The sequence below is a fragment of the Nitrincola schmidtii genome, from assembly GCF_008973715.1.
GTDB lineage: Bacteria > Pseudomonadota > Gammaproteobacteria > Pseudomonadales > Balneatricaceae > Nitrincola > Nitrincola schmidtii.
This window is the reverse complement of the sequence record NZ_WBOL01000018.1, coordinates 1-21,528: the sequence shown is the minus strand read 5'-3', so window position 1 is coordinate 21,528 and position 21,528 is coordinate 1. Positions and strand designations below refer to the sequence as shown.

At 45.4% G+C, this 21,528-nt stretch carries 17 protein-coding genes and 1 rRNA gene; 7 read left to right on the top strand and 11 right to left on the bottom strand.

The window, feature by feature from the left end; all coding sequences use genetic code 11:
• Positions 1 to 9: 9 nt before the first annotated feature.
• The 6 genes from folK to dksA form a co-directional block, all read right to left on the bottom strand.
• Positions 10 to 525: a 2-amino-4-hydroxy-6-hydroxymethyldihydropteridine diphosphokinase gene (folK, locus tag F7R24_RS13700; RefSeq protein ID WP_151671832.1), complete on the bottom strand. Its 516-nt coding sequence runs from the start codon at positions 523 to 525 to the stop codon at positions 10 to 12.
• Positions 518 to 1,900 (bottom strand): polynucleotide adenylyltransferase PcnB, encoded by a 1,383-nt coding sequence (gene pcnB / locus F7R24_RS13695; protein ID WP_240776128.1) that lies wholly within the window; start codon positions 1,898 to 1,900, stop codon positions 518 to 520. The genes folK and pcnB overlap by 8 nt, the downstream gene beginning before the upstream one ends.
• 613 nt (positions 1,901 to 2,513) lie before the next feature.
• Positions 2,514 to 3,893, bottom strand: a complete 1,380-nt coding sequence (locus F7R24_RS13690; protein ID WP_151671830.1) for a sigma-54-dependent transcriptional regulator — start codon at positions 3,891 to 3,893, stop codon at positions 2,514 to 2,516.
• Positions 3,894 to 3,904: 11 nt separating this feature from the next.
• Positions 3,905 to 6,835, bottom strand: coding sequence for a sensor histidine kinase (locus tag F7R24_RS13685; protein ID WP_151671829.1), 2,931 nt, complete (start codon positions 6,833 to 6,835; stop codon positions 3,905 to 3,907).
• A 165-nt stretch (positions 6,836 to 7,000) separates the two neighbouring features.
• Complete coding sequence (gluQRS, locus tag F7R24_RS13680; protein ID WP_151671828.1) at positions 7,001 to 7,894, bottom strand: tRNA glutamyl-Q(34) synthetase GluQRS; 894 nt, start codon at positions 7,892 to 7,894, stop codon at positions 7,001 to 7,003.
• A gap of 15 nt (positions 7,895 to 7,909) precedes the next feature.
• Positions 7,910 to 8,341, bottom strand: a complete 432-nt coding sequence (dksA, locus tag F7R24_RS13675) for an RNA polymerase-binding protein DksA (protein WP_151671827.1) — start codon at positions 8,339 to 8,341, stop codon at positions 7,910 to 7,912.
• A gap of 242 nt (positions 8,342 to 8,583) precedes the next feature.
• Here dksA and F7R24_RS13670 point away from each other — a divergent pair, with 242 nt between their 5' ends.
• Complete coding sequence (locus F7R24_RS13670; RefSeq protein WP_151671826.1) at positions 8,584 to 9,747, top strand: pyridoxal phosphate-dependent aminotransferase; 1,164 nt, start codon at positions 8,584 to 8,586, stop codon at positions 9,745 to 9,747.
• Here F7R24_RS13670 and F7R24_RS13665 read toward each other — a convergent pair.
• The gene (locus F7R24_RS13665; protein ID WP_151671825.1) at positions 9,737 to 10,054 is read right to left on the bottom strand and encodes a Rieske (2Fe-2S) protein; all 318 of its coding nucleotides are present in this window, start codon (positions 10,052 to 10,054) and stop codon (positions 9,737 to 9,739) included. The genes F7R24_RS13670 and F7R24_RS13665 overlap by 11 nt on opposite strands.
• A gap of 19 nt (positions 10,055 to 10,073) precedes the next feature.
• On the bottom strand, positions 10,074 to 11,603 hold the full coding sequence (locus tag F7R24_RS13660; protein ID WP_151671824.1) for a bifunctional aminoglycoside phosphotransferase/ATP-binding protein: 1,530 nt from the start codon (positions 11,601 to 11,603) through the stop codon (positions 10,074 to 10,076).
• Between the two features lie 46 nt (positions 11,604 to 11,649).
• On the opposite strand from F7R24_RS13660, the gene mrcB reads away from it, so the two are divergent.
• Together mrcB and F7R24_RS13650 are read left to right on the top strand one after the other, a co-directional pair.
• Entirely contained in the window at positions 11,650 to 14,007 is a 2,358-nt protein-coding gene (mrcB, locus tag F7R24_RS13655) for a penicillin-binding protein 1B (protein ID WP_151671823.1), read from the top strand.
• Between the two features lie 10 nt (positions 14,008 to 14,017).
• Entirely contained in the window at positions 14,018 to 14,701 is a 684-nt protein-coding gene (locus F7R24_RS13650; RefSeq protein WP_151671822.1) for a tetratricopeptide repeat protein, read from the top strand.
• An 11-nt stretch (positions 14,702 to 14,712) separates the two neighbouring features.
• Here F7R24_RS13650 and F7R24_RS13645 read toward each other — a convergent pair whose 3' ends face one another.
• Positions 14,713 to 15,348 (bottom strand): hypothetical protein, encoded by a 636-nt coding sequence (locus tag F7R24_RS13645; RefSeq protein WP_151671821.1) that lies wholly within the window; start codon positions 15,346 to 15,348, stop codon positions 14,713 to 14,715.
• Between the two features lie 10 nt (positions 15,349 to 15,358).
• Entirely contained in the window at positions 15,359 to 16,642 is a 1,284-nt protein-coding gene (hemL, locus tag F7R24_RS13640) for a glutamate-1-semialdehyde 2,1-aminomutase (RefSeq protein ID WP_151671820.1), read from the bottom strand.
• A 227-nt stretch (positions 16,643 to 16,869) separates the two neighbouring features.
• On the opposite strand from hemL, the gene argC reads away from it, so the two are divergent.
• Positions 16,870 to 17,904 carry an N-acetyl-gamma-glutamyl-phosphate reductase gene (gene argC, locus F7R24_RS13635; protein WP_151671819.1) on the top strand — a complete coding sequence of 345 codons (1,035 nt, stop codon included), beginning with the start codon at positions 16,870 to 16,872 and terminating at the stop codon, positions 17,902 to 17,904.
• Between the two features lie 93 nt (positions 17,905 to 17,997).
• Positions 17,998 to 18,345, top strand: coding sequence for an iron-sulfur cluster insertion protein ErpA (erpA, locus tag F7R24_RS13630; RefSeq protein ID WP_151671818.1), 348 nt, complete (start codon positions 17,998 to 18,000; stop codon positions 18,343 to 18,345).
• A 43-nt stretch (positions 18,346 to 18,388) separates the two neighbouring features.
• On the opposite strand, the gene F7R24_RS13625 is transcribed toward erpA, so the two are convergent.
• Positions 18,389 to 19,513 carry an anhydro-N-acetylmuramic acid kinase gene (locus tag F7R24_RS13625; RefSeq protein ID WP_151671817.1) on the bottom strand — a complete coding sequence of 375 codons (1,125 nt, stop codon included), beginning with the start codon at positions 19,511 to 19,513 and terminating at the stop codon, positions 18,389 to 18,391.
• A 151-nt stretch (positions 19,514 to 19,664) separates the two neighbouring features.
• On the opposite strand from F7R24_RS13625, the gene tyrS reads away from it, so the two are divergent.
• Positions 19,665 to 20,960, top strand: coding sequence for a tyrosine--tRNA ligase (gene tyrS, locus F7R24_RS13620; RefSeq protein ID WP_151671816.1), 1,296 nt, complete (start codon positions 19,665 to 19,667; stop codon positions 20,958 to 20,960).
• Between the two features lie 467 nt (positions 20,961 to 21,427).
• Positions 21,428 to 21,528 (top strand): 16S ribosomal RNA (locus tag F7R24_RS13615); the annotation flags it as partial.

Here is a 21,528-nt window from a genome sequence, read left to right as displayed (position 1 = left end):
AGCGCTATATTATAGCGGCAACTGAGCAAGAGTGCCCATTGGACAATTTGCTAGACAGTTTATAATTTTTTGGCCATCCGGAAGCGATAACTCGCTATCTAGGTCGGCTAAGGGACGCAGAACGAAGTTACGCTCTGTGATAAATGGGTGGGGCACGATTAATCTTTCTGTATTAAGCGTGATCTCTCCGTATAAAAGTAGGTCTAAGTCCAGCGTTCTTGGGCCCCAGTGTTGCAGGCGAAGGCGCTGATGGGCGTTCTCAATCTGTTGTAAAGCATCAAGAAGCGGTAGAGGCTCGAGTTGAGTATATATCTCAGCCACAGCATTGATGTAATCGGGTTGACCCTCAGGGCCCACCGGTTCTGATCGGTACAGGCGCGACTGACCAATCAGCGTGATATAAGGATGTTCTGCTAGTTCTATCAAGGCACTTTGAACTTGCTTGATCGGGTCGTTAAGGTTACTACCTAAGCCGATGAAACAGCGTACAGCCTGAGTAGAGTCTTTAGAAATGGCCTCAGTCATGGCTTCTCGTAATAGGTTTGCGACGTTTGCGTCGACGTTTTTGCGGTTGTTCATCCGTGGCTGAGTTGCGCTGCATCCCGTGGCGTTGGCTATCGTTGGCCTGCTGGTAGTCCGTCCACCATTTGCCTAAGCCTTTTAAGTCTTCCCCAGAGGATTCTCTGAGTAGAATCAGGTCATAGGCTGCTCTAAAGCGAGGGTGGGTAATGAGTTGTTCAGCACGTTTACCATGATAGCGCGGAAGGCGTAACTGTAGCTCCCATATCTCACGCATAGGCGCAGAGAAGCGTCTTGGAATGGCTGTGGCTTTTACCTGTGCGGATAAAACTTGGTTTGCAGCTTCATGTAATGCTTGCAGTGGCGGCATGTCTTCATCATCAAGTAATTGAAGGTAACGCTCATACAAGGGATACCACAGCAGTGCTGCAAACATAAAGGCTGGCGTTACACTCTTGCCTTGCTCTAGACGACGATCAGTATTTTTTAATACGTGCTGCACAAGGGTGGCGGTTGGCCATTCTGAGTCGTCTAATTGAGCGTGTGTTAAGGGGAAAAGGTAACGAAACAGATCGAAACGCTGCATTTGACGAAAGGCTGCAGCTCCATAACCACTTTGCAGTAATTTGAGTGACTCATCAAACAGGCGAGCAGGTGCGATACGAGCGAGCAGTGAAGAGAGCTGGTGAATAGGTTTAGCTGTTTCAGCGTCTATCTCAAATCCCAACTTGGCAGCAAAGCGAGCCGCACGCAGCATGCGAACAGGGTCTTCTCTGAATCGCTGTTCAGGGTCCCCTATCATGCGAATAATTTTTTTCTGCAGATCAGGATAGCCGTTGGCAAAATCGTAAATGCTGTAATCTTTTGCGCAGTAGTAAAGTGCATTGACGGTGAAGTCGCGACGAAGCGCATCCTCTTCAATGGTTCCGTAAACGTTGTCCCGTAATATAAGTCCGCTAGCGGCTTGTCGACCTTGTTCACCATCATCATTATCCTCGCTGTCATGACCAGCTCGGAAGGTGGCGACTTCGATCAGTTCTCGACCAAATCGCACATGTAATAATTTAAAGCGTCTTCCAATGAGTCGGCCACGATGAAAAAGTTCGACCGCTTCTTCTGGGTGGGCGGAAGTGGCTACATCAAAGTCTTTAGGTTTTTCGCCCAATAATAAATCACGTATGCATCCGCCTACTAAAAAACTGTCATACCCCGCATCATGCAAGCGATAGACGACTTTCATAGCGTTGTCATCAAGGCGTTGGCGAGGAATCTGGTGTTCACTTTCGGGAATGATGCGCTTCTGACCTAATGGAAGATATTCTGCAGTCAGTGATTCTGGCGCAGTGGCAGTGTTGGTTAGCTTCTCTGTGCTAGATGTCACGCTAGTAGCCGTTGCGCTGTGTCGACCGACTCTTATTTTGTAAATAAGTACAGCACAAACAATTAGCAGCAGTATGATAAGTAACTCTTGCATCGAGTGTTTTTCTTCCTAAATGGTAGCATCAAAAAATTGTGTGAATGATACCAGTTAAGTGGCAATGAGTGTTAGTTTCCATATTAATAGCACAATTGCTTAAAACAAAAGAGAAGTGGTTAGATGAAAAGAAATTGGCTAGATAGGGTATTTTGAAGATAAAAGTGAGTGGGGGCTGAAAACGGAGTGCAACAAAGCTTGTTGTTGTTTGAGCACTGTCCTGAGTGTTGTTGTCACTCCGCTATCAGCGAAGCCTTGTTGTTATTTTTATTCAAGGCACTTTGTTAGGTTTTCTCACGACGTTGTTATTTTTTTTGGTGTCGTTATGAAATTATTTTTATTTTTCTTGCTCATAATAGAGCATATCCCGTGCCAACTTTTTAAGTGATTGTTTTTAAATGGATTCATGCTTTGGATGCTTTGTATCCGTGCCATTGAACATTATGTTTGTTACCTATGTGCCCACTAAGTGTTACCTTGTTGTGTAGATAAGTAACACTTTTTCTCTGTGGATTTTTTGTTACTGATCAAGGGTAACACTTTTGCTTTTCCTGGGGATGCCTAATTTTTGACGTTTTTCCCACAAGCATTTTCGACTGACACCTAAGCTTTTCGCTAGATCGGTTTCGTTCATTTTGTGTTGGTTCTCTAATACAAATTTCACGAAGTAATCATCTAAACTGTGTTCAGATTTTATAGGCTCTTCAATGGCGCTCGCAGTCGCAGTCGCAGTCGCAGAGGCATTTGCTATTGGTGGTTTTACCGATAAGTCCAAGCCTAACAGCTCTGGTGTGATTTGCTCTGTATCAGCAAGAATGACAGCGCGTTCAATGGCGTTTTGAAGTTCTCGAACGTTACCCGGCCAGTGATGTTGGCGCATGGTTTGATAAGCTGCATCACTAAAGGTGATGTCAACATGGTGCTTCTGGCACTGTTCAGATAAAAACACCTCTGCTAACTCAATAATATCACAGCCCCGTTCACGTAAAGAAGGCGTGCGCAATTCCATCACATAGAGTCGGTAATATAAGTCTTCACGAAACTTGCCTTGTTGAGCTAGGGTTTTAAGATCTCGGTGGGTTGCTGCAATCAGCCGTACATTGACTTGTTTGGAGTATACCGACCCCACTTTGCGAATCTCACCTTCTTGTAAAAATCGAAGTAAGCGTGCTTGGGCTTCAAGGGGTAACTCACCTATTTCGTCTAGAAATAAGGTTCCCCCATCAGCCGCTTCAATAAGACCGTTACGGGTCGTATCAGCGCCAGTAAATGCCCCTTTTTCATGGCCAAAGAGTTCCGATTCAATCAGTGTTTCAGGTATAGCTGCACAGTTCACACAGATCATGGGTGCATGTGAGCGATGACTGAGCTGGTGAATACTTTTCGCTACGAGTTCTTTACCTGTTCCAGATTCACCAAGAATCAATACGGTTGCTTCCGTTTGAGCTACTTTATGAATGCGTTTATTTAATTCTTGGATGGCGGGGCATGAACCGTTTAGAAGTGTCGTTCCGGAGACTTCTTCAGCCTTGCTAGTCGTCGGTTCGGAAATGGTTGGTTGAATTAGTTTACTGATGACGTTAAGCATTTCATCATGGTCAAATGGCTTGGCAATATAGTCTGCTGCACCAAGCTTAATGGCATCGATCGCAGAGCGCATGCTGGCATAGCTCGTCATGATGAGCACGGGTGTACTGCGGGCATGTGGGATCAGCTCTGTTCCTTCACCTCCGGGTAGGCGAAGATCACTAATCACCAGTTGATACTGGTTTTGTTGCAAATGAGGGATAGCTGCTGTGACACTATCGACATCATCTATCTCGTAATCATGCTTGATTAAAAGACGTTTTAAGGCTGTTCGGATGACTTTTTCATCCTCTACGATCAGAATTCGGCTCATGTTGGGACCTGTTACTCTAACCCCGCAACTGACAGAGAATCCTGTTCCGTCCAGGCGGGAAGCTGAATAATTACCTGAGTGCCTTTGTTCTGTTTTTTGTCGGCAGGACTAATAAATTCAATATTACCACAATGTTCTGTAATAATATTGTATACCAGTGCCAGACCTAAGCCTGTGCCTTTGCCTGGCTCTTTTGTGGTAAAAAAAGGTTCGAAGATGCGGCCTTGGTGTTCTGCGCTAATCCCTGTTCCTTGATCGATGATCTCAATCTCAACCCAGTTTTCAACTGAGTAAGCTTGAATCCAGATGGTTGACTGCTCGGGCGATGCATCACTGGCGTTATTCAAAAGATTCACTAGCATTTGCAGGAGTTGTTGATAGTCGCCTGAAGAATACAGTTTTGGTTCGATATCCATATGAATCTTTACTTTTCGACGTGATTCGTCAAATCGCATTAAGTCTACGGCCTCTTCAATACAGTTATTAAGAGAGACGGACTTAGAATGGTCAAGATTTTCCGTTTGACCTGTATGCGCAAAACGAATTAGCGATTGTACAATACGGCTGATTCGTTGTGTTTGTTCAACAATAGCCTCACCTGTTTCAAGAACCTCAGGCTGATCTGTTTCCAGTTTCAGGTTTTGTGCAAGGCAAGCGATTCCGGTAACGGGGTTGCCAATCTCATGAGCTACCCCTGCAGCAAAGCGACCAATGGAAGTGAGTCTTTCACTATGCGCCAATCGATTGGCTAATAGCTTATGTTCGGTTTCATCTTCAATCAGTATAACGCAGCCTTGTAGGCCTTCATCGATATCTGTTTTGTGCAAGCTAAACCATGTTTGCTGTTTGCCATTATCCAGCATAGTGGCTGGCTGATAAGTGACTTGCTGTTGGCAAAAGTTGCTTAACAGATCTGACCAAGGTGAAGGGAGCTCTTCAGGTTTTAGACCGAGCACTGCATCGGGTGCTATGCCGGTATAATCGACCATTGCTTGATTCCAAAACAAAATGTGCTGGCGCTCGTTTAGAGTGCAAACTCCAATGGGAAGATGCTGCAGTGTTGAGCGATGGTAGCGACGAATTTTATCGAGTTCTGCGGCAAGTCCTGATAGGCGTTCACTATAACTTTCGAGCTGTTCTTCTAGAAGATGTATTTCTCGTCCTCTGAAAGCATTGTTGCCAGAAAGGCTCTGAGGCCTGAGTAGTGCGGTTGCTTCTGCGGGACCTAAAATACCCGAAAGATTGTTTTCCAAAATGTTACGAAGACGCAATAAGTCGAGTGGGCGAAGTTTATTGGTGGGCGGTAGATTAAGTGATTCTAGAGCGCGTTCAATTTCTCTTTGTGCTGAGGTTGTCCCAAGACGAGCACCTAGGCGAAGTTGAAGATCTTCTAATGTGTCATTTTCAAAGGTAAAGCTGGATTGTGACCTCGGTAAGGCGTTGAGTACACACGCAACCGCCATTTCTTCTTCTTCAGCCGAAGGCTTAAATAACCAAGAGATAACCATGATTAGGATGGAATTAATAAGAATCGAGGCGATTGCCCAGCCATACCATTGATCAAGTAAGTTCAAAGATGAGGGGTTGGTAGGGTGAGTCAGAGCAGGTAACACAATTGCCAATAGCCAGATCGTGATGCCAGCGCATAATCCTGCCAGAAAACCGATTCGACTCGCTTTTTGCCAATAGAGTGTGGCTAAAAGTCCGGGAAGGAATTGTAAGAAACCGATAAAAGTGATTAATCCCAGCTGCGCTAAAGGAAATCGATTACCGACGAAAAGGTAAACCAGATAACTGCCAGCCATTACTAGCAGTATTAAGCTGCGTCGCATCCACAGTAACCAGCTATAAAATCGTTCCGTATCGGGCAGTTTGATGACAGGAAGCAGTAAATGATTTTGTACCATTGAAGCCAGAGCAACATTAGCAACTATGATAACACCGCTGGATGCTGAGAGACCTCCTAAGTAAGCAGCGATGACGAACCAATCTTGCTCTAGTGCCTGTCCCAGGCGAATTAATAAAAAGTCTTTGGGTGTATCCACCTGCAAAATGACTGAACCCCAGAGTAAAAGCGGAATACAGATGGCCATTAGAAAAAGCATTAATGGCATAAACCAGCTGGCCAGTTTTAAGCTGCTTTCTGAGGCGTTTTCACTAAACAGTAAGTGAAACATGTGTGGCGTAATGAATGCAGCAGCGAAAAACGCCAGCAGTAAAATTTGCCAGTTATTACCTGAAGGATGGGTTTGCAACCTTTGCAGTTGCTCAGGATTCTGCTCTAGCCATTCGAGTAATCCTACCGGACCGCTAAATAAACCAAACAAAATCACCGCAGCCATCGCTAAAAGCGCCACTATTTTCACAATTGATTCCAAGGCAATAGCGACCATTAGACCATCATGCCGACTTCGGATAGATAGTTGTCTTGCCCCGAATAGCATGGAAAACAGTGACATGATTAAGCAGAAAACTAAAGCTACATGTTGTCCGGATACCCGTGAATCGAAATGACTGAGACTATCAGAGAATGCCTGAATTTGAAGCGCAATGAGCGGCATGCTAATGACTAAGACTAATAGGGTGATAAAACTACCGACTCGTGCGCTGCGATAGCGAAAGGCAAAAAGGTCAGCTAGGGAGCTAAGCTGATGGCTGCGGGCAATGCGAAGTAGTGGCATCAGAATAATCGGTGCCAGCATAAATGTGACAGTTGCACCTAGATAAGAGGCTAAAAACGCAAAACCAGCATCCGAGGCAATACTAAACGCGCCGTAAAAAGTCCAAGCGCTTGCATAAACAGCCAACGAAAGTACATGTGTCAGTGGGTGACGGATAACCTTGTTGGGTAATACACCTCTTTCAGTTAAATAGGCCGTTACAAAAAGCAGTATTAGGTAGCCAATGCCGATGAGTAACAGCGCAGATAAATCAAGAGTCATGAATTTTTTCCTGACAGATTAAGTAGCGCTGCAATGAAGATAAGCATTGCCCAGAGAAAAAAAGGCAACCAAACAGGGCCGGTAAATAAACCTGCATGTATCAGTGGTGGTGCTAAGGTAAGGCAAAGTAAAACCAATAATATAAGGATTCGATGTTGGTGCATCTTAAGATCCTGTTTGAGTGGCTGTATTAATCATTATAGAGTGGATAGGAATCTGTTTTATTTGCCAGTGCTGACTAGCCCAGTTTAGCAGGCTTTGAGCTGATAAGCTGAGCGGCTCAGGGGGTAAGTCTTGCCCTAAAAATGTAAGAGCAGATACTAAGGTTGCTATAACCGGCAAGTGTTCGATAGAAGGCGCTAAATTCTGTTTGCTCAGTTTTTGTCCTTGGGCTGTAATGGCTAAGGGGATATGAGCGTATTGAGGACTGGTAAAACCTAGATGCTTTTGTAATTCCAGCTGTGCAAAAGTTTCTTGCAGTAGATCGGCTCCACGAACGATGTGGCTAACCCCCTGTGCTTCGTCATCCGCAACCACTGCCAGCTGATAGGCAAATAGCTGGTCACGTCTGAATACAATAAAGTCCCCATGGTTGGAGGAATGGCTTGTTTTTATTCCTTGTATTCGATCAGTAAAGCAATGCTGTTCGCTGAGAAAGCGGGCACGAATCGCATGAGGTGCATCGGGTTTAGGAGGGTGACTAACACAGTAACGATCATAGTGCTCAAGCGCGTGGCGCTGTTTTAGGGCTGATCGGGAGCAGCTGCATGGGTAGGCTAGATCATTGCGTCTAAGCTGGCTAATTATCGAATGGTAATAGTCATTCCGCTCGGATTGGTAAAGAACCGAGTCATCCCAATGTAAACCAAACTTGTCTAACGTTCTTAAGATGGCGTCTGCGGCACCAGGAACCTCTCGTGGAGGATCTAGGTTTTCTATACGAACTAGCCAGCGCCCCTGCTGATGTCTCGCGTCCAGATAGCTGGCTAAAGCAGCCAGCAATGATCCGAAGTGCAGGGGGCCGGTCGGTGAAGGTGCAAAGCGACCCGTATAACTCAAAGCGTTAATGCCAAGTTAACCGCCGAGTTGCTTTTCCTTAATTTCAGCCAGAGTTTTGCAGTCGATGCAAAGCGTGGCCGTGGGTCTGGCCTCTAGGCGACGTATCCCTATATCAACTCCGCAGGCCTCGCAATAGCCGTAGTCATCATCATCGATGCGATCCAGTGCTTCATCAATTTTACGGATTAACTTACGTTCACGGTCGCGTGTGCGCAGTTCAAGACTGAACTCTTCTTCTTGGCTTGCACGATCAGTAGGATCGGCGAAGTTCGTGGCTTCTTCTTTAAGATGCGTGATGGTGCTATCAACTTCTTCCATCAACTCCTGTTTCCAGGCTAGCAGGATTTCGCGGAAATGCTCTTTCTGCGCATCGTTCATGTACTCTTCACCATCACTTGATTGATAAGGTGCTGGATGAGTAATCTGAGCTTCGTTGTTCGCTGGCATGACGTAGCCTCACATCAGACTAAGGGTGAAAACTCCGGTGAACCAGATCTGGTTTTAACGCCTGTTGATCTTACGTTCCACTTTTCGGAGATTTTAAAAGGCGCTGAAATTACCAGATGATGACTCAATACACCAGTCTTTGACATCAGATTCTTTATTGAATTCCATTCTTAAGACGCCTAGATACCACTAACTATTGTATAATTATGTGTTTTTTCAAGTGCTAAAGCAGGAAGATTAAGATGTACAAAAAAAGCTCTCAGCGTGCAGCCACCATTGAATCTTTTAAGGTGATGGACTTATTAAAGCGAGCGCGTGCGTTGGAGGCTCAGGGATTTGATGTGGTTCATCTGGAGGTAGGAGAGCCTGATTTTAAAACTGCTAAACCTATTGCAGATGCTGCTATTTTGGCTATTCAAGCAGGCCATACTCAATATACACCCGCAGCGGGCATACCTGAACTTCGACAAAAAATTGCTACTTTTTATTTTCAGCGTTATGGGGTTTCTGTTAAACCTGAGCAGGTATTAGTGACTCCTGGAGCATCTGGAGCGTTATTGTTAGCCTTTGCTTTGTTAGTGGATGCTGGTCAACGTATCATGATGAGTGACCCAAGCTATCCCTGTAATCGTCACTTTTTACATTTTCTGGAAGCATCAGCACAACTGATTCCGACAGGCCCAGAGCAAAACTTTCAGCTGACTCGGTCTTTGATTGCTGAGCATTGGCAATCCGATACCGTGGGTGTTTTATTGGCATCACCTTCTAATCCTACCGGTACCTTGGTTCCCCCTGCTGAGATGCAAGCGATAGCTCAACAGCTAAAACAGTTGGGAGGTCAGTTGATCGTTGATGAGCTGTATCATGGCTTAACTTATGGAATGGATGCCATGACAGCTTTGCAGATAGATCCGGATGCTTTTGTTATTAATAGTTTTTCGAAATATTTTGGTATGACTGGCTGGCGCCTCGGTTGGTTGGTTGCGCCAGAGGCGGCAGTCAAAGAGATGGAGAAAATGGCTCAAAATCTATTCATTTCTCCATCTACGATTGCCCAGTATGCTGCCTTGGCCGCTTTTGAGCCTGAGTCGATCCAGATTTTTGAACAGCGTCGAGAGGAGTTTAGAGTTCGCCGAGATTATTTAGTAAAGGGGTTGCTTGAACTAGGGTTTATTATTCCAGCTCAGCCGGAAGGTGCTTTTTATGTTTATGCAGATGCCTCACGTTTTACTGATGACAGTTTCGCGTTTTGCTGGTCATTACTAGAAGAAAATCATATTGCCGTTACGCCTGGCGCCGATTTTGGTCATGTGAATGCTTCTCGTTATGTAAGGTTTTCTTATACCACCAGTCTTGAGCAGATAGAAAAAGCCTTGTCCAGAATGGCAAAGCGACTTATTCAGTAAGAAAAAGTTTACCTTCTTCAATGCGATAGGAAAGAGCTTTAAGCATTTCGCCAGGGCATGGGCCGGCGATACATTCGCCATCTTCTATACGGAACAATGCGCCGTGCATGGCGCATTGAATAAATTGCCGTTCATAATCAAGAAATTGGTTCGGCTGCCACTCAAGGCGAATGCCGCGATGTGGGCAACGATTTTCATAAACAAAAAAACGGTTTTGTTGGCGAAGCAAAACGATTGAGATAGTGTCTAAATCTATCCCATACGATTCACCTTCATCAAACTCGTCGACGTTGCCCAACAGAATCATAGTGTTAAGTATCCTGATTTTATGATGTCAGCAAGTTTTGAGCTCTTAGTTGTGCTAACAGCTGTTCGATGGCTTCATCATTTTCTGTATCGACCGGAAGCGTGATCATCTGCTCTTCAGGGGTTAGTGGCTGTCCACTGGTGAGTTGTTGATGCATAACCGATATGTCGGCATCTGAAGGATCTTTGCCTTCTTCGATACGCCGTGCAAGGCGTGCTTCAATCAGATGTAATTTGCAGCTACAACTAATGATTCTGACGGGAATGCCTAAGCTTTCCGCCATGTCGATGTAGTTGCTTCGAGTCCGTTTGCGTATCAACGTCGCATCAACGACGACCGTATGACCAGCCTTAAGCAATCGTTTGGCAAGGTCGAGTGTATGGTGAAAGGTACGCATGTTCATTTCTGCGCCATACAGATCTAGACTTTCACCTTTGCGACTCATCTCTTTATGAATGCGTTTGCGCTCACAATCGGAACGTATGCGAATACCTCCAATCGCTTCAACTAACTGACCACTTAAATAGCTTTTGCCACTGCCCGAGACGCCATGCATCAGGTAAAGCACGGGTTGATTTTCTTGGCAATAGCTATCCGTTAGCTCAAGGTAGTGATAAAAACTATCCCAGTTTGGGTGCTCGCCAATAAGGGCTACCTTGGCGCGTACCATGGAACGGTAGGCCTTATAAAGGTTGATCAAAGGCACTCCCTTATAGTCACCTGTTAATTCCAAGTAATAGTTTAAACAGCGATTTGCCCATCGTGGTTGACCATTCGCTTCTAGGTCCATCAATAAGAAGGCTAGATCAGAAAGCGTATCTATCCAGCGGAATTGAAGATTAAACTCAATGCAATCAAAAAGGCGCAGCTCTTGCTTGAAAAGGGTAATGTTGCCTAAATGTAAGTCACCATGGCATTCACGGATATAGCCAAGTTTTTTTCGATTACGGAGATTTCTTTCTTTTTCTCTGAAACTGGCTGCTGTTAGGTTTAAGAGTTTATGAAGCTTGGATGAGTCTTCTAATTTTTCAACTCGTTCAGCGCAGGTTCGGTAATTGTCCGCTATAAACTCCCAAAGCGTTTCTGGTTCTCCCCAAGGGCTGTCTTGTGCAACAATGGGGATACGTTGATGGAATTCCGCAATCTGTTCGGCCAGCATATCGATCCAATCTGCTTCAAATAATTGACGAGCGAGCTGTCGATCGAGTCGCTGTTCTGGATCAAATTGAGCCATGCGAACTGCATATTCAAAGGGCTCTGAGGGATCTCCTAATTTTGGAGAGTCCTCTGTGCCACTGACGGGGACGACATCAATGTAAATGTCGGGCGCTAAACGCTGATTTAGACGAAGTTCTTCCTCACAATACGTGCGTCGTTGTTCAAGCGTGCTGAAGTCTAAAAAACCAAAATTCACGGGCTTTTTGAATTTATAGGCATAGTCGCCTGTTAAAACAACCCATGAAATCGGGGTTTCTATGACTTCAATTGTCCGGCAAGGATGTGGAAAGTACTCTGAGTCCCTTAGAGTGCTGATCAGTTTATAAAACATTACAATTCTGCTGTTGCACTAAGTTATCAGGGATTATACTTGCCCGATGCAAAAAAAGAGAGTCAAAAAAAGTCAGTCGTCCGGTCGTAAAGCAAAAAAACGCCGTTCAATACTAGGATATATCCTCAGCTTGCTATTAAAGCTGAGTATTTTGGGTGTTGTATTTTGTGCTGTGTTGTTGGTTTATGTCGATGGACAGGTTCGAGAAAAATTCGAAGGCAAACGCTGGGAGCTGCCTGCGAAGGTTTACGCTCGTCCATTAGAAATCTTTGTGGGTCAATCGTTACCACAAGATCATTTGCGTAAAGAACTCAGTCAGCTTGGGTATCGAGTGGTCAGTTCTGCTTCGGGGCCAGGTACCGCAGAGTTTGCCAGTAGTCGCGTTCGAGTGTTCACGCGAGGATTTGTATTTCCTGATGAAATAGAACCATCTCGTCGGTTATTAATCGACTTTGCTCAAGGAAAAGTTCAGCGCATTGTCGATGAGAGCTCTCAGCAGCAAGTTGCCTTAGTTCGCCTTGAGCCGTCACTGATTGGCGGTATCTATCCTAGATCGAACGAGGATAGGCATCTGATTCGCTTGCAAGATTCGCCTCCGTTACTGAAAGAAGCTTTATTGGTGGTAGAGGATCGAGAGTTTTATGATCACTATGGAATATCACCCAAAGGCATGATGCGTGCAGCTATCGTTAATGCTCGCGCAGGGCGTTTTGTTCAGGGTGGGAGCACGCTGACACAGCAGTTGATTAAGAACTTTTATCTAACGTCTGATAGGACCTTGTCGAGAAAGTTATTAGAGCTACCCATGGCTTTGGCAATGGACTTCCGATATGAAAAAGATGAGATTCTTGAGGCTTATTTGAATGAGGTTTACCTGGGTCAGTCAGGTGTGCGTGCTATTCATGGATTTGGTTTGGCCAGTCAATTTTATTTTGGCCGTCCCATTTCTGAGCTTGAACTGCATCAAGTAGCTTTACTGGTTGCTTTAGTTAAAGGCCCTTCTTTTTATGATCCGCGCCGAAATCCTGAGCGAGCTAAAGCCCGGCGAGATCTAGTCATTAACTTACTGGCTGATCATAACTCTATCTCTACTGAAGAAAGAGATCTTGCCATAGCTGAGCCTCTAGGCGTGCGCGAAAGTCGTCGTATGCAGTCAGGTAATTTTCCTGCCTACATGGATTTGGTTAAGCGACAATTGTTGAAAGAGTATCGTGATGAGGATTTAAGTACGGAAGGTTTGTTGATTTTCACGGCCTTAGACCCGATTTCTCAGGCACATGCTGATGCAGCTATGTCTGAAATGCTTGCCGATCTGCAAAAACGGCATGGTGAAAGAGCGGGTGAGCTTGAAGGTGCGATGGTGGTTACTGATCCACGTACAGGTGAAGTGCTAGCCATGGTCGGTGGAAAAGATACTCGATTCGAGGGCTTTAATCGTGCTCTGGATGCTAGACGTGCGGTAGGCTCTCTGATTAAACCGGCTATTTACTTGGCAGCCATTGAGCAGGGCTATACGCTAGCAAGTGTGCTTAACGATACTCCAGTCGAGTTGCGTTTGCCCAATGGCGATATCTGGTCACCACAAAACTTTGACCGACAAAGTCACGGTGATGTGCTGTTGATCACCGCGCTGGCAAGATCATTTAATCAGTCCGCAGTGAACTTAGGATTAGAAATTGGCTTGTCCAGAGTGATTGATGTTCTAAGACGTTTAGGAGTAGAGCGTAACATTCAAGCGTTACCGTCTTTGATGCTGGGTGCTCAGGAGATGACGCCATTGGAAATGGCAGAGGTCTACCAAACGTTTGCGGCGGATGGTTTTCGTATGCCTCTGCGTTCAATTCGAATGGTGACCACGGCAGATGGACAGGAGTTATCGCGTTATCCATTCCAGTTACGTCAACAGGTCGCAGCAGAGCCTACCTACCTAATTCGTTATGCAATGCAAGAGGTTGGGAAAACAGGGACAGCAAGAAGTGCTTATCAAAAGTTACCAGCAGATCTAAACTTCGCAGGTAAAACAGGCACCAGTAATGATCAACGAGACAGCTGGTTTGCTGGATTTACCGGAAGTCGTTTAGCGATAGTTTGGGTTGGTCGAGACGATAATCGACCCTTGCCGTTTACCTCTACGGGGGGTGCGCTTCCGATTTGGACAGAATTTATGCATCAAGAAAGGTCAGAACCCTTGGTATCTAGGCGGCCTGCTAATATATCGTTACAGTGGATCGATGAGTCATCGGGACGTTTGTCCGATCCCATTTGTGAAGGTTCAAGGCAGTTGCCATTTATTCAAGGAACTGAACCGCGTGCCAGTGTAGACTGTGGGCAATTTGTTCCAGCCCTTCAGCCTTCGCCCTCAGAAAGTGACTCGGGCGGTTGGTTTAGAAATATATTTCGTTAAGGAGTCTTAAATGGATACCGGAAAATTAATGGTTGTTATCGCCGGTGGTCTGTTGCTGACAGGGTGTGCGACGTCAAACCCGTTTAGTAACATTCCAGTCGAAGACCGCTCAACGGTTAGATCTGGTCAGCCATCACAGCCAGTTCAGGTGCCTGAAGCACCCTCAGGTGTTATTGTAACGCCGATGGATCCCGGTTTGGGCGTTCGTCCACTTGAGGCTGAGCCAATTTTTAGAGAGCAGAGATCAGTGTTGCCTCCTGCTGATGAAGTGTGGCAACCCGCGATGCCGCCAGCTGATGAGGTGTGGCAACCATCTTCTCCTGCAACACAGTCCCCTTCAACACAGCCTTCGGCAAGTCAACCAGGGTCAGTCGATAATGCAGCTGTTGTGGCTCTACTAGATACGGCTAGGCAAGAGACTTCCCAGGGTGATTTGCGAGCAGCGCAAACACGTCTTGAGCGTGCTCAGCGTATTGCACCGAGAGAGCCAGAGGTTTATTTTCAGCTAGCCGATGTTAAACGTCAGTTAGGCCAGTTCATGGATGCAGAGCAGGTAGCGTTGCGCGGTGTTGATGTGGCTTCTGGGCAGTCGGCTCAGTTACGAAGACTTTGGGCGCTGGTAAGCCAAATTCGCACAGAAGTAGGGGATCTGGCTGGAGCAAATGACGCTCGCGAAGAAGCGTCACGTCACTAAAAACCTTTTGGTTACTGTCGAGAAGCAGGAGGCGAGCCTCCTGCTTCTTGCACGCGAAAATGCAGACTGGTCATCAATAATGGAATGCTAAGAGCCATCGTCAGCATGAAGAGTGCGGTGTTGCCCTCATCCATTAATAGCGGAATAGGGCTAAATACTAAACTGCCGATGGCAGTCATAACGGTTCCAGCTAAGAGTAGTAGTCGTGTCATATTAGACTGATTGGCGATACTGCTAAGTAGCAATGCGGCAATCACTAGCAAAGACAGAGTGTAGCTGTAGCTGGCGCCAAAATCAGTACGTCGAGTTAGCTCAAAAAATGCTATCAGTCCTAGTAGCCAGCGTCCCCATCCTGCCATTGACCAATGCCATCCCTTACTCATAGCAATAAATACTGTTGCTATAAAGGGTAATGAAACATAAAGAGTCAAATTCTCGGTCATTTGCAATAGCGTACTTGTATGGCTGTTTGGATCTCTTAAAAAGAGATGGCTTAGCGCATAGCCGCTAATGAAAAGACTACTCAGGGCAAACACGCGAATACGAAAGTGATGTTCTTCCTGCGCTTGTTTGTTGTAATGCAGTAGCCATAGCGCTGAGGCTAGGCTACTGATTAATAAAATGACGCTAGCAATGACTTCTTGCATGTTTTGACACTCAGCTCAATTTAGCGAAAACTCGATCAGCGGCAGCTAAGGTAGCATCTAAATCTGCCTCGCTATGTGCATTGGAAATAAAGCCAGCTTCAAATGCTGAGGGTGCAAGATAGACACCTTCTGCCAACATGCCATGGAAGAAACGACCAAATCTGGCGGTATCACAGGCTGTTGCATCAGCGAAACCTTTAATTTCCGCTGCTTCACTGAAGAAAAGTCCGAACATTCCGCCGACACAGGTGGTGGTAAACGGAATATGATGTTTATCAGCCAAGGCTTGCATCCCTTCTGTTAGGTATTCTGACTTTGCAGATAATTGCTCATGAATACCTGGCTCGCACAAAGCATTGAGCATCGCCAAACCTGCTGCCATTGCTAAAGGATTACCAGATAATGTTCCTGCTTGGTACACAGGGCCTAGTGGCGCTATGTGGGACATGATCTCTTTTTTCCCACCAAAAGCTCCGACGGGTAAGCCGCCGCCGATTACTTTTCCAAGGGTAGTCAAATCAGGTGTTACACCGTAATGAGCCTGAGCACCACCTAAAGCAACACGGAAACCTGTCATCACTTCATCGAAAATCAATACGCTACCATATTGATCACACACTTCTCGCAAGCCTTCAAGGAAACCGGGTGCTGGTGGAATACAGTTCATATTGCCGGCAACAGGTTCTACTATAATGCAGGCCACCTGATCGCCGACTTCTGCAAAGGCTTGCTTAACTGATTCAATATCGTTGAAGGTCAGTGTGATGGTATGTGTAGCCAAAGACTCTGGTACCCCAGGAGAATTAGGCTCGCCCAACGTCAGTGCACCCGATCCGGTTTTTACCAAGAGTGAGTCTGAATGGCCATGATAGCAGCCTTCGAATTTGACAATTTTATCTCTGCCCGTAAAGCCTCGTGCCAAACGTATGGCGCTCATGGTGGCTTCTGTTCCAGAGCTGACCATGCGAACCATTTCCATCGACGGAACGAGTTCGCAAACCTTGTCTGCCATGGTGGTTTCGATAGCAGTTGGTGCTCCAAATCCTAAGCCGTTATCGAGTGTTTTTCTAACAGCGTCTATCACAGGTGGAAAGGCATGGCCAAGAATCATCGGACCCCATGAGCCAATGTAGTCAATGTAACGACGGTCGTCCTCATCAAAAATATACGCACCTTTGCCGCTTTTAAAAAAAACGGGTGTGCCGCCGACACCTTTAAACGCCCTAACGGGTGAGTTAACGCCACCTGGGATGTGAACTTGGGCTGCTTGAAAAAGAGTCTCTGATCTGGACATGTCACCTATCCTTTAATGGAATAAAAACAAAATGGCAGTAAATGCTGCAGTGGTCTTGAGTATACGTGAAATCTTATTGCGCTTTAATCAGTTCGAGGCTTTGAATTTGAAATCTATCATCAGCAGTGATAGTTATACGTAAAGAGAGTGCTATCATAGCACTTTAAATAATCTGACACTGGAGTCGCGTCCGTCGGCTTGACAGTCTTGTATAGGTGGAGGTTAGGGTGATTAAAGTAGGTATCGTAGGTGGAACGGGTTATACAGGGGTTGAGCTATTAAGAATCCTGTCGGCTCACCCCTCAGTCAGCATTAAGGCAATTACCTCTCGATCAGAAGATGGTATGCCGGTCGCAGATATGTATCCCAGTCTTCGTGGGCACTTAGATTTGGCCTTCAGTGTTCCAGATTTAGATACGTTGGCACAATGTGATGTGGTGTTTTTTGCCACGCCTCATGGTGTTGCTATGAATATGACGCCAGAGTTACTGGCGCGAGGTGTCAAAGTTATTGACCTAGGTGCAGACTTCCGTATTAAAGATGTGCCGATGTGGGAGAAATGGTACAACCACACTCACACGTGTCCTGATTTGGTTGAAAAGGCAGTCTATGGACTACCAGAAGTGAATCGAGAAGCGATCAAAGGTGCAGAGCTAATTGGTTGTGCCGGCTGTTATCCGACTGCTGCACAACTGGGTTATTTACCTTTGCTGGAAAATAATCTTGTCGATACTCGTCGTTTGATTGCTGACTGTAAATCAGGTGTGAGTGGTGCAGGTCGTGGCGCGAGTGTCGGTACGTTGCTTTGTGAAGCCAGTGAAAGCGTAAAGGCCTATGGTGTGGCAGGACATCGCCATCTTCCTGAAATACGTCAAGGGCTAACCGCTATGGCAGGAAAACCCGTAGGTTTAACCTTCGTACCTCATTTAATGCCAATGATTCGTGGCATTCACACGACGCTCTATTCTGTTTTGCGTGAGCCTGTTGATCCAGGTCTGCAACAGTTGTTCGAAGAACGTTTTGCTAATGAGCCTTTTGTGGATGTCATGCCAGCGGGAAGTTGCCCAGAAACGCGTAGTGTAAAAGGGTCTAACTTCTGTCGTATAAGTGTTCATCGTCCTCAAGATGATGATACTGTGATTGTGTTATCAGTGATCGATAATCTGGTTAAGGGTGCAGCCGGTCAAGCAATTCAAATCATGAATATCATGTTTGAGCGTCCTGAAACAGAAGGCTTGCAGCAAGTAGCATTAATGCCTTAATGACAATATCTACTGCATTTAGAAAGATGGTAATAGTTGACCAATTTAGTTGGTTAAGGCAGAATGCAAGCCTGTTTCTGGAGTGGTAGGGTTATGTCACAGACAATGCAACAAGCCGATTTAACCTTCACGGTGTCAGCGGCAACTAAAGTTAGATCCTTGATGGATGAAGAGGAAAACGATAATTTAAAGTTGCGTGTGTATATCACAGGTGGTGGTTGTGCAGGGTTTTCTTACGGCTTCACTTTTGATGAAGAACAAGCCGAAGATGACACTGCCATTGTCACTGAAGGCGTTACTTTATTGGTAGACCCGATGAGTTATCAGTACCTTGTAGGTGCAGAAGTCGACTATAAGGAAGGTCTGCAAGGGGCGCAGTTCTCTGTCAGAAATCCAAATGCAGCGACCACTTGCGGTTGTGGCTCTTCATTTTCCATCTAGCTCTAGCACATGATGATCTTCTATCTAGCTTGAACTTTACTGCTCAAGCTAGATAGATTCCCCCCAAAATTCTTTCTCCTTTTGCGCCAGTCACTTCGGCAAGGTTACCGCTTTGATGGTTTAACGTTCTATAGGCTAACCAAGCAAAGGCACAAGCTTCGACCCAATCTGGATGTAGGCCTAGGACATCTGTTGATTGAACTTGAGTGTTGAGATGAAGGCTAAGTCTATCTAGCAGAAACTTGTTATGACTACCGCCACCGCAAATATAGATTTCTGGCTCAGTCAGTGAATGACTAAGAATGGCATGAGTAATGGATTTAGCCGTAACTTCCGTGAGCGTGGCTTGAATATCTGCATCTGTCATAGGCTTCTGATGATTATCTGAGAGAGTTTGCGCAAGTTGCTGCTGTATCCACTTCGCATTGAATAGTTCTCTTCCGGTACTTTTTGGAAACGGTTCATTAAAGTAGGGCTCAGACATAAACTGCTCAAGTAAAGCCGTATGGATACTGCCGCTAGCAGCCCAATCACCATCGGCATCATAAGACAGGCCTCGTTGTTGGGCTATCCATGAATCCAGTAATACATTGCCAGGCCCCGTGTCATAACCCACGACCACTTCATCTAAGCTGGCAGGTAAAAGGGTAATATTGGCCATGCCGCCAATATTGACTATTACGCGGTTGCGTCCACAAGAATGAAAGCATTGATAATGAAACGCAGGAACTAGCGGAGCGCCTTGACCACCAGCCGCAAGATCGCGACGACGAAAGTCGGCAACGGTAGTAATTCCGGTTAACTCAGCAATCACATTAGGATCACCAATTTGCAACGTGTATCCTTTGTGAGGGCGATGTCGGATGGTCTGTCCATGACTACCAATCGCGCAAACGACACTAGGATCAATAGAAAATTTGTCTAAAAGAGCAAGGCAGCTATTTGCAAACAGTTTTCCAAGTAATGGATCTAGGTCAGCTAAAACCTCAATTTCATGATCGCCAGATGAATTCAATTGCAGTATCTGTTTGCGAATATGATTGGGTAATTCACTGCTTAAGCTTCCTACCAGCTTTGGTTTGCCTTGCGGAAAATTAACCAATACAACGTCTATCGAGTCGAGACTGGTTCCTGACATCAAGCCAATAAAAAACTCAGAAGTGTTCATGAAGAGTCCTTAACTAAGAGAACGTATCTATCAATACTGCTAATTGATTGATGCTAACAGAAATAGTGAAAACAAACAGTGGGATTTGGCTTTATGGCCTTAGAGGCGTTAGAATGCGCGGCTCTGAATAACTTTTCCGGACAGATGGATGATGACTAAGCAACCTTTGATCGAAGATTTAAAAGCACGTGGCCTAATTGCACAAATGACAGATGAAGCTGCACTGGTGGCTCACTTAAATGAGCAGGTCGTGACGCTTTATTGTGGCTTCGATCCGACCGCAGACAGTCTTCATCTTGGCCATCTCGTTCCACTATTGATGCTGAAGCGATTTCAAGATTACGGGCATCGGCCCATCGCATTGGTAGGTGGTGCGACGGGTATGATTGGTGACCCCAGTTTTAAAGCTCAAGAGCGTCAGTTGAACTCTACTGAAGTGGTTCAGCAATGGAGCGAAAAACTAAAGCAGCAAATCAGTCAATTCATACGTTTTGATGCGGGTGAGGATGGTGCCATTCTGGCTAATAACTATGATTGGACAGCTGGCGTTGATGTGCTTAGTTTTCTCCGCGACATTGGAAAGCACTTTACAGTCAATAAAATGATTGCCAAAGAGTCTGTCCGTCAACGCATTGAGCGTGAAGATTCTGGTATTTCGTTCACAGAATTTACTTATCAGATTCTTCAATCCTACGATTTTCAAGTGCTAAATGAGCGTTTTGGATGCTCGTTGCAAATTGGAGGCTCGGATCAGTGGGGTAATATCACCAGTGGTATTGATCTGACTCGTCGTATGAATGGCAAACAGGCGCATGGATTAACCTTGCCGTTGATAACAAAATCAGATGGTACTAAGTTTGGCAAAACAGAAGGGGGAGCTGTCTGGCTGTCACCCAATAAAACGTCTCCTTATGCCTTTTACCAGTTTTGGTTACAAACGCCTGATGCTGACGTTTATCGCTTCCTAAAGTTTTTTACGTTTTTAGATGTGGCGGAAGTGGATGAGATTGAGGCAAGAGACAAGGCTGCAGAAGGGCGTCCTGAAGCGCAGCGTATCCTTGCGGAAGAAGTGACGCGGTTAGTGCATGGCGATCAAGCTTTAGAAGGTGCTCGCAGAATTACAGAAGCTTTGTTTTTAGGAGATGCACAGTCTTTGTCGGAGACAGATTTCGAGCAATTGCAATTGGATGGACTTCCAGCAACTCAATTGCTGAATGATCTGACAGAAATGCCATTAACAAGTTTGTTAGTAGATGCTGGCGTAGCCAGTAATGGCAAGCAAGTTAAGGATGCATTACAGCGCCAAGCAGTCATTATTAATGAGACAGAGTGTGGTATGGCGCAAAACATGGACACGAAGAGTCTATTTGCTGCGGAAAATGCTCGTTATGGAAGATTTTTCTTAGTCAAATTGGGTAAGAAAAAACATCATCTTTTCTACGTCTAGTTAGAAAAGCGTAAAAAATTAAAAAAGATTGGTTGTGTATGTTGATCTTTTAAAATTTCATCTGTAATATTCGCGCCTCGCTTGAGAGATCAAAGGCAAATGCCTAGATTAATCAGCGAGGTAGTATTAGTTTAAGTTATTGATTGTAAATTACTTAAACAAAGGTTTTGGAAAAATTGTTAAGAAATTTTTTAAACAAAATGCTTGACAATAAAATTAAAACCTTTAAGATACGCACCTCGCTTGAGACAACAACCCAACACATCGGGTTGCACAGAGATCTCAAGCCGCTCTTTAACAAATTAATCAGGTAATGCGTGTGGGCGCTTGTTCAGGTTAGGCATTAAAGCTTAATCGAGAATAAGCAACCTATATGTGAATTCATTTAGATGTAGATGTAAGTTCTTGAGCATGAATTAGATGACGCTTGTTGGCTTAGGCTGATGAGTTGTTATCGACAGTTTTTTAAACTGAAGAGTTTGATCATGGCTCAGATTGAACGCTGGCGGCAGGCCTAACACATGCAAGTCGAGCGGTAGAAAGTAGCTTGCTACTTTTGAGAGCGGCG

Coding starts and splice junctions, on each gene's coding strand:
- folK (WP_151671832.1), bottom strand. CDS start 525: ATGACTGAGGCCATTTCTAAAGACTCTACTCAGGCTGTACGCTGTTTC.
- F7R24_RS13690 (WP_151671830.1), bottom strand. CDS start 3,893: ATGAGCCGAATTCTGATCGTAGAGGATGAAAAAGTCATCCGAACAGCC.
- F7R24_RS13685 (WP_151671829.1), bottom strand. CDS start 6,835: ATGACTCTTGATTTATCTGCGCTGTTACTCATCGGCATTGGCTACCTA.
- dksA (WP_151671827.1), bottom strand. CDS start 8,341: ATGCCAGCGAACAACGAAGCTCAGATTACTCATCCAGCACCTTATCAA.
- F7R24_RS13670 (WP_151671826.1), top strand. CDS start 8,584: ATGTACAAAAAAAGCTCTCAGCGTGCAGCCACCATTGAATCTTTTAAG.
- F7R24_RS13665 (WP_151671825.1), bottom strand. CDS start 10,054: ATGATTCTGTTGGGCAACGTCGACGAGTTTGATGAAGGTGAATCGTAT.
- F7R24_RS13660 (WP_151671824.1), bottom strand. CDS start 11,603: ATGTTTTATAAACTGATCAGCACTCTAAGGGACTCAGAGTACTTTCCA.
- mrcB (WP_151671823.1), top strand. CDS start 11,650: ATGCAAAAAAAGAGAGTCAAAAAAAGTCAGTCGTCCGGTCGTAAAGCA.
- F7R24_RS13650 (WP_151671822.1), top strand. CDS start 14,018: ATGGATACCGGAAAATTAATGGTTGTTATCGCCGGTGGTCTGTTGCTG.
- F7R24_RS13645 (WP_151671821.1), bottom strand. CDS start 15,348: ATGCAAGAAGTCATTGCTAGCGTCATTTTATTAATCAGTAGCCTAGCC.
- hemL (WP_151671820.1), bottom strand. CDS start 16,642: ATGTCCAGATCAGAGACTCTTTTTCAAGCAGCCCAAGTTCACATCCCA.
- erpA (WP_151671818.1), top strand. CDS start 17,998: ATGTCACAGACAATGCAACAAGCCGATTTAACCTTCACGGTGTCAGCG.
- F7R24_RS13625 (WP_151671817.1), bottom strand. CDS start 19,513: ATGAACACTTCTGAGTTTTTTATTGGCTTGATGTCAGGAACCAGTCTC.
- tyrS (WP_151671816.1), top strand. CDS start 19,665: ATGACTAAGCAACCTTTGATCGAAGATTTAAAAGCACGTGGCCTAATT.